Annotated in this window: 15 protein-coding genes; 4 read left to right on the top strand and 11 right to left on the bottom strand. The window is 45.7% G+C overall.

The features are described 5' to 3' along the window. Positions 1–62: 62 nt before the first annotated feature. Together KNO73_RS10250 and KNO73_RS10245 are read right to left on the bottom strand one after the other, a co-directional pair. On the bottom strand, positions 63–359 hold the full coding sequence (locus KNO73_RS10250; protein ID WP_215112454.1) for a hypothetical protein: 297 nt from the start codon (positions 357–359) through the stop codon (positions 63–65). Then, a complete protein-coding gene (locus KNO73_RS10245) occupies positions 356–2539 on the bottom strand; it encodes a malate synthase G (RefSeq protein WP_483299282.1) in 2184 nt (727 codons plus the stop codon). The genes KNO73_RS10250 and KNO73_RS10245 overlap by 4 nt, the downstream gene beginning before the upstream one ends. 181 nt (positions 2540–2720) lie before the next feature. Here KNO73_RS10245 and KNO73_RS10240 point away from each other — a divergent pair, with 181 nt between their 5' ends. Together KNO73_RS10240 and KNO73_RS10235 are read left to right on the top strand one after the other, a co-directional pair. After that, entirely contained in the window at positions 2721–3167 is a 447-nt protein-coding gene (locus tag KNO73_RS10240) for a MarR family winged helix-turn-helix transcriptional regulator (RefSeq protein ID WP_215112452.1), read from the top strand. Beyond that, positions 3164–3799: a nitroreductase family protein gene (locus KNO73_RS10235; RefSeq protein ID WP_015880377.1), complete on the top strand. Its 636-nt coding sequence runs from the start codon at positions 3164–3166 to the stop codon at positions 3797–3799. Before KNO73_RS10240 ends, KNO73_RS10235 begins: the two co-directional genes overlap by 4 nt. A 39-nt stretch (positions 3800–3838) precedes the next feature. Here KNO73_RS10235 and KNO73_RS10230 read toward each other — a convergent pair whose 3' ends face one another. The 9 genes from KNO73_RS10230 to KNO73_RS10190 form a co-directional block, all read right to left on the bottom strand. After that, positions 3839–4501, bottom strand: a complete 663-nt coding sequence (locus tag KNO73_RS10230) for an NAD(P)H-dependent oxidoreductase (RefSeq protein WP_015880376.1) — start codon at positions 4499–4501, stop codon at positions 3839–3841. 16 nt (positions 4502–4517) lie between these two features. Continuing rightward, positions 4518–5129 carry a class I SAM-dependent methyltransferase gene (locus KNO73_RS10225; protein ID WP_078146064.1) on the bottom strand — a complete coding sequence of 204 codons (612 nt, stop codon included), beginning with the start codon at positions 5127–5129 and terminating at the stop codon, positions 4518–4520. Next, a complete protein-coding gene (locus KNO73_RS10220) occupies positions 5126–6133 on the bottom strand; it encodes an ABC transporter permease (protein ID WP_215112451.1) in 1008 nt (335 codons plus the stop codon). The genes KNO73_RS10225 and KNO73_RS10220 overlap by 4 nt, the downstream gene beginning before the upstream one ends. Continuing rightward, a complete protein-coding gene (locus tag KNO73_RS10215) occupies positions 6130–6804 on the bottom strand; it encodes an ABC transporter ATP-binding protein (RefSeq protein ID WP_078146062.1) in 675 nt (224 codons plus the stop codon). Before KNO73_RS10215 ends, KNO73_RS10220 begins: the two co-directional genes overlap by 4 nt. 41 nt (positions 6805–6845) lie before the next feature. Next, on the bottom strand, positions 6846–7574 hold the full coding sequence (locus KNO73_RS10210; protein WP_074035076.1) for a GntR family transcriptional regulator: 729 nt from the start codon (positions 7572–7574) through the stop codon (positions 6846–6848). Between the two features lie 79 nt (positions 7575–7653). Then, a complete protein-coding gene (locus KNO73_RS10205; RefSeq protein WP_078146061.1) occupies positions 7654–9078 on the bottom strand; it encodes a glycoside hydrolase family 1 protein in 1425 nt (474 codons plus the stop codon). Between the two features lie 37 nt (positions 9079–9115). Continuing rightward, complete coding sequence (gene celB, locus KNO73_RS10200) at positions 9116–10423, bottom strand: PTS cellobiose transporter subunit IIC (RefSeq protein WP_041918122.1); 1308 nt, start codon at positions 10421–10423, stop codon at positions 9116–9118. A gap of 23 nt (positions 10424–10446) precedes the next feature. Beyond that, positions 10447–10791, bottom strand: a complete 345-nt coding sequence (locus KNO73_RS10195) for a PTS sugar transporter subunit IIA (protein ID WP_041917964.1) — start codon at positions 10789–10791, stop codon at positions 10447–10449. A gap of 5 nt (positions 10792–10796) precedes the next feature. Then, on the bottom strand, positions 10797–11093 hold the full coding sequence (locus tag KNO73_RS10190) for a PTS sugar transporter subunit IIB (RefSeq protein ID WP_015880368.1): 297 nt from the start codon (positions 11091–11093) through the stop codon (positions 10797–10799). Between the two features lie 134 nt (positions 11094–11227). On the opposite strand from KNO73_RS10190, the gene manA reads away from it, so the two are divergent. Beyond that, a complete protein-coding gene (gene manA, locus KNO73_RS10185) occupies positions 11228–13015 on the top strand; it encodes a mannose-6-phosphate isomerase, class I (protein WP_215112450.1) in 1788 nt (595 codons plus the stop codon). A 187-nt stretch (positions 13016–13202) separates the two neighbouring features. Next, positions 13203–13640 (top strand): hypothetical protein, encoded by a 438-nt coding sequence (locus tag KNO73_RS10180; RefSeq protein WP_047795794.1) that lies wholly within the window; start codon positions 13203–13205, stop codon positions 13638–13640. The last annotated feature ends 36 nt before the right edge of the window (positions 13641–13676 follow it).

Here is a 13676-nt window from a genome sequence, read left to right as displayed (position 1 = left end):
TGTATTATATTAATTTTATAAAATTAAATTTGTTATATAACAGATGGTGCGAACGAAATGATTTAGTCGAGGTAAGCGCAGCATTCTAACGCTGCCTTAAACGTCGAATGCTCCATCCCGCAGCAACGACAGACATTTTCTTCGTCACGGTCCTCCAGTTTGCGGAAAACGACGACTTCATCGATCGGCTCTTTCATGATTTGGAGCGAACCGTCTGCACGATCCAAGACGAGGCGCATCAAGTCGTTTCCGTATACGAATGCCGTATTCGCAAGTGATGCTGTCGATTCTCCAGATATGATGCGGCGGACGACCCAACGTTCAATCAACTGTTCGCTTTCCATTTTTTTCGTTGTCATGATGAGGTTCCTCCTTTTAAATTGAACTCCACAGTTTGTCGTTTCATAAATTCACGGCGGCGGCGATGTAAGATTGGTTCCGTATACCCGTTCGGCTGTTTCAACCCATGAAACACGAGTTCGTGGGCGGCTTGATAGGCGATCGACTGATCGACGTTCGGCGTCATCGGTCGATAATTCGGGTCTGACTCGTTTTGCTCATCGACGACTCGTGCCATCCGATAAAGGGTGACCTCGACTTGTTCTGCTGAACAGATGCCGTGATGCAACCAGTTGGCCACGTGTTGGCTCGAAATCCGGAGTGTCGCCCGGTCTTCCATCAGTCCGATATGGTGAATATCCGGCACTTTCGAACAACCGACACCTTGTTCGACCCAACGGACGACGTACCCGAGCAATCCTTGCAAGTTGTTCTCAAGCTCTTCATTGATCTCGTCTTGCGAATAGATGCGTGTCGCGAGCGGAATGTCGAGGAGTTGTTGTCTCTCATGTTTCGAATGAGGTTGCTTGATCAATTCTCGCTGTACATCAAAAGCATCGAGTTGATGATAGTGCATCGCATGGAGCGTCGCCGCGGTCGGTGAAGGCACCCATGCCGTCGTCGCCCCGGACCGTACATGTGCCATTTTTTCACGCATCATGTCCCGCATCCGGTCAGGCATCGCCCACATCCCTTTTCCGATTTGTGCTTGATGGTGGAACCCACTCTCGAGACCGGTTGATACATTCAACCGTTCATATGCAGCGAGCCAAGGTGACGTCTTCATTTCTCCCTTCCGACGCATCGGTCCGAGTGTCATCGAGGAATGAATCTCGTCTCCCGTCCGGTCGAGGAAGCCTGTGTTGATGAAGACGACTCGCTCTTTTACTTGCGCGATACAATTTTTCAAGTTGAGCGATGTTCGTCTCTCTTCATCCATCACGCCGACTTTTAACGTATAGCGAGGAAGGTCCAGCAGATTTTCCACGGCATCAAACAAAACATTGGTGAATGCCACTTCTTCAGAGCCGTGCATTTTCGGCTTGACGATGTAAATCGATCCTTCCCGAGAGTTGAGACGACGATGAAGATGGCGACTTGCAATCAATGAAGTAAAGATGGCATCAACGATCCCCTCTGGTACCTCGCGACCTTCTGCATCAAGAATCAAGTCCGTCGTCATCAAGTGTCCAACGTTCCGAATGAACAAGAGCGCGCGTCCTGGGAGGACGACTTCCACCCCACCTTTTCCAAGCAAACGCTTGTCTTCGTTTAAACGCCGAGAGAGTCGCTTCCCGTCTTTTTGGAACGAGGCTTCAAGCGTCCCATCCATTAGACCGAGCCAATTACGATACAGATGAACTTTGTCTTCCGCGCAAACGGCTGCGACCGAGTCTTCACAATCCACGATTGCGGATAGGGCTGATTCGAGCTCGATGTCCATCAGTCCAGCAGGATCAATCTTTCCGATCGGATGCTCGCGGTCGAATTGAAGTTCAACGTGCAAGGCATGGTGTCTGAGCATTAACGTCTTCAACTCGTTCGGTTCCCCGGTGTAACCGACGAAAGAATCATCTGCGAACGAATGCTCGTCGTCCCCGATTACCGCATAAGCGACATCGTCACGAACGACGTATCGTGTCACTTCCTTGTGCGACCCTGATGGTAGCGGGAACGTGTCATCCAGAAACTGTTTCGCTAACCGAATGACCTCATTACCGCGAACGGGATTATATGCTCTCCCCTTTTCCATACCATCTGTCTCGTCAATCATGTCCGTCCCATAAAGAGCGTCGTAGAGACTTCCCCATCTGGCGTTGGCGGCATTGAGTGCATATCTGGCATTGTCTAACGGTACGACGAGTTGCGGTCCCGCTTGATGAGCGATTTCGCGATCGACATTCAACACGTCGATATTAAAATCTTCGACGACCGGTTCGATATAGCCGATCGACGTTAAAAATGTCTCGTATTCGATTGGATCGACTTCGTCTTGCCTGCTGTACCATTCCTGTAACAATCGCTCGAATGTCTTGCGCTGCTCTAGAAGTGTCTGATTCACTGGAATGAAACGCTCTAGAAGCGATTCGACCCCTTCCCAAAAATCATTGATTTCATGAGGTTCAAGAACGTTTTTATTCACAAATTCGAGCAGTTTCTCATGAATATGATACTTATCTAGTCGTTCATAGTGTTCCAAGCGTTCACATCCTCCTTTAATCATTGTTATATATCAGTTGGTTATAATATAGACTATTATATAACAGTTTGACAACCTATTTTTTAAAACTTTTTATTTGAAATATCGTCAGGTTGGGTTTACTATACATTGTGTGACCCATCAATGATTGAGTCATCAATGATTTGAGGAGGCGATGTGCATGCGAGATTCTTGCTCGCTTCGTGATCAAATTCTCTATCACATCATCACTGTACAAAAAGAATTAGGGCAATTATTCGACTCTGAAATGGACGGGCTCAGCTTGAGTCGCTATGACATTTTGAGCAACTTGTATCACGTCGGTCCATTGCGGCAACGTGAATTGCAACAGCGCGTCGATGTCGACCATGCCGCCATCACCCGACACTTGAAACAGTTAGAGACACAAGGACTCATCACGCGGAGACGCTGTGAACAAGACAACCGTGTCATCTATGTTGAGTTGACAGACGATGGTCGTGAACAAGTTGCACATTGGACTGAGCAAAAAGAGTGCTTAACGGACCGACTTTTTGTCAACATGAAGGTAGAGGATCAACAACAGTTATTAGCATCACTCACGATGTTACAAGATACTATTGACCATGAAAGGAAGACTACAATATGAACACTGCCACACAAAAAGACTTTATGGAGATTGTCAAAGGACGCCGCTCGATTCGTGTATACGATGAGAACGTCAAAATTTCAAAAGAAGAAATGACACAAATTCTTGAAGAAGCGACAACAGCTCCTTCATCCCTTAACTTACAGCCATGGCGCTTCGTCGTCATCGATAGCGCAGAAGGAAAAGAAACACTCCTCCCACTCGCAAGCTTCAACAAACGCCAAGTGGAAACATCTTCAGCTGTGATCGCCCTCTTCGCCGACTATCAGATGGCAGATTACACAGAAGAGATTTTCGATACAGCAGTAGAGCGCGGTATGATGCCGGCTGAGGTCCGTGACCGTCAAGTCGACATGATCAAAGGCATCTTCAAAGATGCACCGAAAGAAATGATCAAAGATAGCATCATGCTCGATTCAGGTCTCGTTGCGATGCAGCTCATGCTCGTCGCACGTGCACACGGATATGACACAAACCCAATCGGCGGATACGACAAAGCGAACATCGCTGAAGCGTTCGGCCTCGACAAAGAACGTTACCTCCCAGTCATGCTTCTCTCAATCGGGAAAGCAGCAGAAGAAGGGTATCCATCAGTCCGCTTCCCAGTCGACCGCATCACAGACTGGAAATAATTCAAAAGAGTCAATCGCCCCGGCGATTGACTCTTTTTTTCATCCAATATATTTGACGACTTCGTTAAAGTCACGACGTGTTTTCGGTGCAAAGTCGCGCGCTCGATACCCAAATGCGACCATGACTGAAAGTGACCATTCCCCACGTTCCATCACACCTTCTGAGATTAACAACTCATCAATCTCCTCTTGATTGAACCCTTCAATCGGGCATGAATCAATTTCGATTTGTGCGGCAGCAGTCATCATGTTTCCGAGTGGGATATATGTCTGACGCTTGATCCATTCCTGGAAGACACGCTCATCGTCTAAGAGACGGTAGTCGTTCTCCTGGAACTCTTGCACTCGTTTCACGCGCTGTGCGTACTCTTCTTCCGTCCGTCCTTGTACGCCTGTGACGATGTGACGAATATAGTCTGCATCGTAACGCATGGCTTTCGGTGTTCTTGCGAGGATCAACACAAAGTGACTGGCAGTCAGGGCCTGACCTTGCGCTCCCCATGCATGATCTTTAATCTTTTGGAGTAAATCTTCCCGACGCACCACGACGAATTGCCATGGCTCGAATCCGAACGAACTCGGCGAAAGACGTCCCGTCTCTAAAATGAACTCCATGTCCTCTTCTTTGATTTTACGATCCGCATCGAACGCTTTCGTCGCTTGACGCCAACGATATGCCTCTAAAATGTCTTTCTTTTTCATCGTGCTCACTCCTCCATTACCAAGATGACTCCATCATATCAAACCGATAAATCAAAAATCGCTCATGAAGATTCTTCAGCGGCAATCGCACCGTTTGTACGTACTGAAAAGGCGTCTCGTCGTTCAAATAATGGAGGTACTCATCCGCCGGATAATATAAAATCACATCGACCGGGCGAGGAACCGTTTCAACAGATTCGATGATGTTGGCAATCACTTGGCGGAAGACGTTCACCGAGAACGGATTAAAGAAGTAGAATCGATTCGCATCCGGTGGAATCATGAATCCCTCCGCGAATCCCTGTTCCAATTGAACACTTCCCCGATTACGATGTTTCTTCGTATAGCTCATCCAATTTTGAAGTGCCTCCTCATGAAATCCACCGTCCATCTCGACACCGATTGCCCTGACACGAAACGTATACGCTAAATAGAACGGCAGACGTCCTTTTCCCGAACCGAAATCAACGATCGTATCTGTGGACTCCAACGGATAAGCGTCCCGAAGCAAATCGAGTGCCTCGTAAGGAGTCGGCTCATAACGATGATATTCGGCCGAGGACGGAAATCCTTGCTGAGGTTTGGCCGTCTCGATTTGTAACAGTTGCTCATACTGCTGTTCGTTCATGATGAACCTCTTTCTTGAATGGATTGAAAGAATGGATGTCGCTCCATTTCTCTCGTGAACGACGTCTGTTCTTGATAGGCGACATACAACAGATAAATCGGAACCACTAGTTTGAACCAACTTGGGAGAAGAATCACGCTCGTGATCCCGAGCGGAATGAGTCGAAACCATAAATTCCGATGACTCGGCGTTCTAAAGTACATAAGGAGTGCCATCGTCCGTCTGACGGTGCCGAAGCGATTCGGTCTCGGTCGATACAGGGGACGTTTCCGCTCACTCGTCTTCTCGATGGCTCCTGACGTCGTCAACAGGACACGATCGAATGAGGCACGCTCACGTTCTCCGATTTCAATTTCTCGACCGACACTCGGATGTTTCGACACCCATCCTTCCCCTACGTATAACGCAAATGTGACCATGATGCTTCCGATCAACACACTAAGCAATATCGACTCAATCAATAACGCATACACGCCTACAAAAGCAAGGAGTACGATTAAAAATCGCTTCATGAGATGGGCGTGTCGGAGACGTAGATGATACTGGACCCATGCGTGACACCAAGCGAGTAGAAAAAGTGCAGCCCCAAACGCGAGAATCTCGCCCACGTCCCTTCCTTTTACGTATAGAATCGGTGCAAGCAACAGCAGATAGCATCCATATTGAATCACGTGTTGCGTAAGTTGATACCAAACCGAATACCTTTTTAAATCCCGAATCATGCCCCGGTTTGACACAAGGATGAGATCGGCACGCTCAATCCAGACAAACATACGGTCTTGCCACATGAACCATCCAATCAGAAGTGCCCAGAGAAAATAAGGGATGTCACCTAACCAGGGGAAGTTCCCTTCCCAGACTTGCCAGTAGGAATAGCCTGCCCATATGAGAAGAGGAAGGACACCGTATAAAAAAATCGTCCAGTCGACAATCAATCGGACCGTCTTCCATTGCTGTTTTATGTACCGGGAGACACGTATCCAAAACAATCGTTTCGCAATCATCGCATCGCCACATCTTCCATCATGTCAAACAAGGTCATCCCCTCTGTATCGAGCGCTTCACGAATCTCCACTTTCGTCCCACTCGCGAGCAGTTGTCCATCATCAATCCATACGAATCGGTCGCATAATCGCTCGGCCGTATCAAGAACGTGTGTGACTAATAAGACACTTGCCCCCCTCGTACGCTCCGCTTCTAACAGTCGAAGTAACTGAATCGTCGTCGTCGCATCCAATCCGATAAATGGTTCATCGACAATCAATACCCGCGCTTCTTGAATGAGCGCCAATAGAATCATCGCCTTCTGTTTCATCCCTTTTGAAAAAGAGGAGAGATACCGATCGGTCACATGCTCTAACCGGAATAGCTGTAGCAACTCCTCCGTTTTTTCTGTTGAATCGATTCCCGTTAATTCTTGGACGAGTGCAATATGTTCAGATAGCGTCAAATAATCATAGTAGACCGGTTGTTCCGGGATAAACGCATAGCGTTCCATCTCGACCGTTCCCTTCATCCAAGGAATCGTTCCGGTAAGACAGGCGATGGTGGTCGTTTTTCCCGCACCATTCGACCCAATCACCCCTAAAATCTCACCTGCCCGTACATCAAACGAAATGTCTTGGATGACGGGCTCGTTTATCTCGTATCCTGCTTGTTCAATTTTCACATCCACGATGGGTCCTCCTTACGAAAAAGTCGCCATCACGGCGACTTTTACTTCACAATATTGACCGATGAAAACACAAATTTATCATATCGATGACGGGCAAACGAATACTCGAACGGTTTCCCGTTACTTAAATAGACCACTTGCTCGACTTCGATAATCGGTTCAGTGATATCATTCTTCAAGTAAGCTTGGTCGTACTCATCCGGTTTATCTGCTCGAATCACTTTATGCGAGCTTGTAATCGTATAACCCAGATCTTCTTGAATATACGCATACACGGATTTTTCCAAAATTTCACGTGTGATTCCTGTAATGAGGTTAGCAACCATGTACGTCAATTCGATGACATACGGCTCATCGTCTACGTAACGCACACGACGTATTTCATAGACCGGTTCTGTCAGCTCAATCATGAGATGATTGGCGACTTCCTGACACGGAAACTTTACCTCAAAATTCAGGACTTCACTTCGTAACGAGCGATCTCCGATTACTTGAGTCAGCCCTCTCGTTTCTTTACTAATCACGTTGATGCGATCTTTTTGGAAGCTCGACTGTAAAATGAATGTTCCTTTACCACGTTTACGATAAATCAGCCCTTCCATGACGAGAATCTCAAGCGCACGTTTCATCGTCATTCGGCTCACCCCAAACTCTTGGGCCAAATGGATTTCATCAGGTAATGCATGTTCTAGCGGATAAACGTGTTCAATAATTCTTTTACGAATTTCATCAGCAATGGTTTCATATTTCGGTTTTTTCTTAGTAGACATATAGCACCTCATGTATAGACATATATGTACAATATATCAAAAAAAGCTGACAAAGAGTAGTCTTTGTCAGCTTACTTCATTATTCTGTAAAACCATTAGCGTCAATCAACTGTTTAAACCAGTGCCCTGATTTTTTTACAGTACGCTGTTGCGTATCTAAGTCAATACCTACAAATCCATAGCGATTTTTATAAGCATTGCTCCATGACCAATTGTCCATGAACGTCCAAAGATGATAGCCTTTTACGTTCGAACCCTCTTCAATCGCTTGATGCATCCATTTCAGATGTTCGCGAATGAAATCAATTCGATAATCGTCTTGGACACTTCCGTTCTCGTCACGATAACGCTCTTCACCCTCGACACCCATTCCATTCTCTGAAATGAAGCATGGAATATTACCATAGTTTTCTTTTAGATTGATTAATATATCATAGATTCCTTTTTCGTAAATTTCCCATCCACGATATGGATTCATTTTACGTCCAGGCATCTCATAAAAATCAAATAAGTTTTCCGGTAAGAATGGTGCGTCCGGATTCGGCAGTGATGCTTTTGCTTTCACGCGACGCGGCTGGTAATAGTTGATGCCAAGCAGGTCGACTGTATGTTCTCGAATGAGTTCAAGATCGCCTGTTTCCATCTGTGGCATCGCATCTTCAGACTTCAGCACTTCTACTAGTTCTTGAGGGAACGTGCCTAAAACAGATGGATCGAGGAACGAGCGATTGAACATCGCATCAGCAATGCGCGCTGCGCTCAAATCAGCTGGGTGCTGACTTCTCGGATATGAGGGTGTCAGATTTAAGATGATCCCGATTTGCCCAGATTGTCCCATGTCACGATACGCTTCGATTGCCTTCGCACTCGATAAGATCGAGTGGTACGCTACTTGGACAGCTCGCTTGAAATCAACAACGTTTGGATAATGAAAATCATATAAATATCCACCCTCTACCGGTACAATCGGTTCATTATGCGTGAACCACTTCTCGACGCGGTCACCAAACAACTCAAAGCATGTCTTCGCAAAGGTGACATATGCCTCCACGACTTCCCGTGATTCCCAACCACCTTGTTCTTGAAGCGCCATCGGCATATCGAAGTGATACAGATTGATGAACGGTTCGATACCATGATCGATTAAGCAATTGATGACATTGTTATAAAATGTGATTGCCTCTTCATTTACTTCCCCGACACCTTGTGGAAAAAGACGTGACCATGAAATGGAGAAACGGAACGTGTTATGCCCGAGTTCTTTCATCAATGCGATATCTTCTTCATACAAATGATAGAAGTTTGAGGCCTCTGTTGCGCTCACGCCATTGAAAAAGCGATTCGGCTCTTGCATGTACCAGTAATCCCAGATATTCAATCCTTTTCCACCTTCAAAAGCAGCACCTTCCATCTGTGTAGCAGAGGAAGCCGTTCCCCACCAAAAATCTGTCGGAAATTGATAGGTCTTTTGCTCTTTCATTCGTGTTTGTGTCGGGTTCGTCATCTTTTATCTCTCCCTTATTTCTATTTTCTCTATTTGTTTACACTGCTTCTTGTTTATCTGTTGATTCTTCTAACTCTTTTTTCAAGTTCATGCGGTCGATAAATTTCAAGAACGGGAACCAAATCGCCAAAATAATGAAGAAGTTCACGATTTGAAGAAGACCTCCGGCAAGCGAGTTCGTCGCCATGATACCACTCAAGAACATTGGGACAGTCCATGGAACAGCGACACCCGTTGGTGGTGGGACTAAGCCTGTCGACATCGCGAAATATGTGACCGTTACCGTCACGAGCGGTGCGACAATCCAAGGAATCATGATGAGCGGGTTCATAACGATTGGAAGTCCGAAGATGACCGGCTCGTTTACGTTGAATAGTCCAGGTCCGAGGGATAGTTTCCCGATTTGTTTCAACTGTTTCGATTTCAAGAACAACAAGATAGCCACGACGACAGCAAGTGTAGATCCGGAACCACCAAGCCCTACCGTGTAAATTTCAATGAACTGTTTACTGATAATGTTCGGAACATCTCCAGTCGAGGTATAAGCCGTCAAGTTCTCCACAGATAATGTGTTCCAAATCGGGTCCATCACCGAGTTGACGATGACCTGACCGTGAAGTCCGAAGAACCAAAATAGCTGAACGAAGAAGATTGCAATCAACGTTGGAATGAGACCATTCCCCAATGTCACAAGTGGTTGCTGAACGACGTTGAAAATGACGTCATGAAGATTCGTATTGAATAAGTTCGTCACGATGATGTTGAATGTTAAAAATACAGTCAAGGTTAATAATGCAGGAACAAGTGCTGAGAATGATTTCGCAACAGCTGGCGGTACTCCATCCGGCATCTTAATCGTCCAGTTCTTTTGAACGACAAATCGATAAATCTCACCGGACAGGAATCCGGTAATCATCGCAAGGAACATCCCTTTCGCTCCAAGGCGATCCAACGGAAGGACATTCCCGACTGCCTCTGACATACCGTCAACTTCAATCAAGAAAGGCGTTAAGAGAAGGAAAGACACGAGCGAGATCGCTCCTCCGAAGACAGCCTCGACTTGATAACTTTTCGATAGATAATACCCGATACCGAAGACGACAAAGATAGACATAATCCCCATCGTTGCAGATGGTGCGTTTCCGAGTGATGTTTTAAATACACTGAGTGTACTCTCGGACATGAAACGGTCGAGGAACGGCAGGTTTGCAATGACGACGATGATTGACCCAAACATGGTAATCGGGAAAGCGAGCATGAATGCATCTCGCAATACTTGTAAATAGCGACTGTTGTTTAAATAGGTCGCCATCGGCATGAGCAGTTTACTGATCATGTTGAACATCTTATTGTCCTGTGACATATGATTCACCCTTCTTGATTAGGATTTACAATCTTTTGTTCGACCATTTCGACCAAACCCGCTGTCAAATCAAGCATTGTTTGCGTAGACATTAAATGGTCCTCTGCATGAAGAAGCAATAAAGAGACGTCTGTTTTTTCTCCATTCGCTTCTCTTTGGATTTGTGAAAAGTGTGTTTGATGTGCTTCTTTTAATTGTCCACGTGCCTCATCAATCTTTTCTTCGAACGTTTCATAAGAACTCGTTTTATACAGTTGAATCGCTTCCTGAATCGTACTTCTCGCATTGCCACTGTGCAAAATCATCATGAATGCCATTTGCTCCAAGGTTAACTCGTCTACCTGTTCCACGTTGTTCACCCCATTAATTTCATCGCTTGTTCGTATGCAGCTTTACCATTCGCCGTGCCGTATGCCATCATATCGATCACTTCAATCGGTGTTGATGTTTGCGCTTTCAATTTATCCAACAAGAAACGCATTTGTGGACCAATCAAAATCACATCTGCCTCGTCCATCTCGGTTACGACCTGATCTTGACCGACTGCCCAAATCTTCGCCTCATCCCCGATTGATGTGGCATGATCTTTCATCTTCGTTACGAGTAAACTCGTCGACATCCCTGAACTACACGCTAATAAGATTTTCTTCATGTGTCCTCACTCCTTATTTGAAATCGGTTACATGTTTTATTATACACATGATTTATTTCATGTCTATACTTGATTTAAACTTTGTTTAGTTTTTAAATTCATAAGTGTATATCAAATTAATAGGAGGACAGGATATGAGCGCTATTCTTTTAAAACCACACTATCAACAGCGACTTTGGGGAGGGGAGCGTCTGAAGCAATTTGGTTTCGATTTCAATGACCCTTCGATCGGTGAAGCTTGGACGGCTTCTGCATTAGAAAAAGGTAGTTCAGCCGTTGCTTCCGGACCCTACGTTGGTCTTTCTTTGCGTGAACTCTATCAACAATATCCAAAGTTGTTTCAAATTAAAGCGGACGTGTTTCCACTACTGATTAAATGGATTGATGCGAACGATGATTTGTCTATTCAAGTTCATCCTGATGATTCGTTAGCGGAACAACTCGAAAACGAATCATATGGAAAAAATGAATGTTGGTATATTCTCGATGCTCCAGCAAATGCGACACTCATTTACGGTCACTCCTATGCCACCTCAGAAGACTTCAACAAAGCGCTTGAAACAGGCGATTTGGAACACGGCTTGATACGAAAATCGATTCATGCCGGTGATTTTTTCTATGTCCCAGCTGGAACGGTCCATGCATTGACAAAAGGGGTATGCGTACTGGAAATTCAACAAAGTTCGGACACAACCTATCGTCTATACGATTACGAGCGACTGGATGTGACGACCGGTCGTCCACGTGAACTTCACGTAGAAAAGGGCATTCTCGCTTCTTTCGTTCCTCACCTTGGCTATAGTGAACCAATCCGTCAACTCGATCACTTTCGAACACGTTTGACGAAGAATCCATTCTTCTTCGTGGAAAAATGGCATGTTACAGCGAAAGAAAAGATTTCGACCGACACGTTCCGGTTACTATCTGTCGTGCAAGGAACATTAATCGTTGATGAGATGGAAGTACCTACGGGAGGTACACTCCTTCTCCCGGCCAATGAGTCGTTCTTGATTGAGGGAGAAGCGATTTGTCTAGTGACTGGTGTTCCTTCCGATGAAAAACAAGCTGTCCGAATCGGGATTGACTTAGGAGGGACGAACACTCGGATTGCGGCTGTTTCACTCAAAGGTGAAGTACTGAAACAACTCACGTTTAACACGCAGCCTCAACTTCCTTTCGAAGAGACACTACAATCTATTGAGACTGCGATTCATCAATTCAATGTTGAATTCGATATCCGGCATGTTGGAATTGTGGCTCCCGGTCCACTCGATTTGAAACAAGGGATGTTTTTAACGCCTCCAAACCTCCCGAATTGGCACAATCAAAAAATCGTTGAGCCTTTAACACAGCGCCTCGGCTTTTCTGTCACCCTTGAAAACGATGCGAATGCAGCAGCTCTCGCAGAAGCTAAATTTGGAGCAGGAAAAGGATTCGATGCTGTTTTTTATGTAACAGTGAGCACTGGAATCGGTGGCGGTTATGTCTATAAACATCAAATCATTCGAGGGGCGAACGGCAGTGCCGGTGAAATCGGAAATATGATTATCCGTTCGAACGGACCAGTTCACCCTGTACTGAATCGAGGCTCTCTCGAATCACTCGCAAGTGGTACCGCGCTCATGAGTCGCGCAAGCGAAAAAGGATATACAAACGTCCCTTCGCTATTATCAGATGACGAGTACCGCCATCACTTCGTCGAGGAACTGGCTAGCGGACTAGCTAACATCATTCATACTGTCGATCCTGATGTGATTGTATTAGGAGGCGGCGTCATGATGTCGGCCTCATTATTTTGGAACGAATTACAACAAGCAGTCTCGAATAAAATGTATCCACATGCTAGTGGAAAAACGCGTCTCTGCCTCACTCAATTGTCAGGAGATGCGGGTGTTATCGGCGCTGCCTTTGTCGAAGCATAATGAGGTTTGAAAAAAACGGACACTCATCGTGAATGTCCGTTTTTTCGTATACAGAAATGTGAAATAAATCAACATTATACTTTGCGAATCATCTACAGTTTCTTTTCTAGATTGAGTTAGATTCGTTTACTTTAGCGTGGTAACGTGAAATGATAATGATAACAACTTTTTAAAGTGAGGTGACGGTGTGTCTACCACAGAGCACGAACAAGCGACATCTATTTTGCATCACCTCTTTACCGCCTCTTCTTTTGTCGGAATCGATTTCGGTTCTGGTCCGAACCATCATCTTCTCTATTTCAGTCGTCAAGGACTGGAATCTTGGATCTCCATCGAGGGACCGTGGCATGTCCATGCGACGCAAAATACGTTTGACGAAGGTGAACAACTCGAACAGCTCATGCGCTTAAGAAGAGAGCGCATCCATCAAGTACGCCTCGGTGACGAACACCCCCACCTCGAACTGGAATTTGAATCCGGATCCCTTCTCTTCATCAATGGATATCAAGAACACTTTGAGTGCTGGCAAGCAGGGGACGCGAGACCACTTGGTGGAGACGCCTATCTGTTGGTCGCGATGCCACAAGGGGAGCTCGCAATCTTTGCGGATGGAGACGACGAATGAACACTTGGATGGAGATTGTCTTGTATATGTTGATTG

It is taken from the genome of Exiguobacterium sp. s83 (assembly GCF_018617095.1).
Taxonomy (GTDB): Bacteria; Bacillota; Bacilli; order Exiguobacteriales; family Exiguobacteriaceae; genus Exiguobacterium; species Exiguobacterium profundum.
Note: the sequence above shows the minus strand (reverse complement) of the source record. Positions and strands in the feature narration are given on the sequence as shown.

Excerpts from the sequence above, each read along its gene's own strand:
- KNO73_RS10210 (WP_074035076.1), bottom strand. The coding sequence starts at position 7,574 with ATGTCTACTAAGAAAAAACCGAAATATGAAACCATTGCTGATGAAATT.
- KNO73_RS10240 (WP_215112452.1), top strand. The coding sequence starts at position 2,721 with ATGCGAGATTCTTGCTCGCTTCGTGATCAAATTCTCTATCACATCATC.
- KNO73_RS10220 (WP_215112451.1), bottom strand. The coding sequence starts at position 6,133 with ATGATTGCGAAACGATTGTTTTGGATACGTGTCTCCCGGTACATAAAA.
- KNO73_RS10250 (WP_215112454.1), bottom strand. The coding sequence starts at position 359 with ATGACAACGAAAAAAATGGAAAGCGAACAGTTGATTGAACGTTGGGTC.
- KNO73_RS10235 (WP_015880377.1), top strand. The coding sequence starts at position 3,164 with ATGAACACTGCCACACAAAAAGACTTTATGGAGATTGTCAAAGGACGC.
- celB (WP_041918122.1), bottom strand. The coding sequence starts at position 10,423 with ATGTTCAACATGATCAGTAAACTGCTCATGCCGATGGCGACCTATTTA.
- KNO73_RS10205 (WP_078146061.1), bottom strand. The coding sequence starts at position 9,078 with ATGACGAACCCGACACAAACACGAATGAAAGAGCAAAAGACCTATCAA.
- manA (WP_215112450.1), top strand. The coding sequence starts at position 11,228 with ATGAGCGCTATTCTTTTAAAACCACACTATCAACAGCGACTTTGGGGA.
- KNO73_RS10190 (WP_015880368.1), bottom strand. The coding sequence starts at position 11,093 with ATGAAGAAAATCTTATTAGCGTGTAGTTCAGGGATGTCGACGAGTTTA.
- KNO73_RS10225 (WP_078146064.1), bottom strand. The coding sequence starts at position 5,129 with ATGAACGAACAGCAGTATGAGCAACTGTTACAAATCGAGACGGCCAAA.
- KNO73_RS10230 (WP_015880376.1), bottom strand. The coding sequence starts at position 4,501 with ATGAAAAAGAAAGACATTTTAGAGGCATATCGTTGGCGTCAAGCGACG.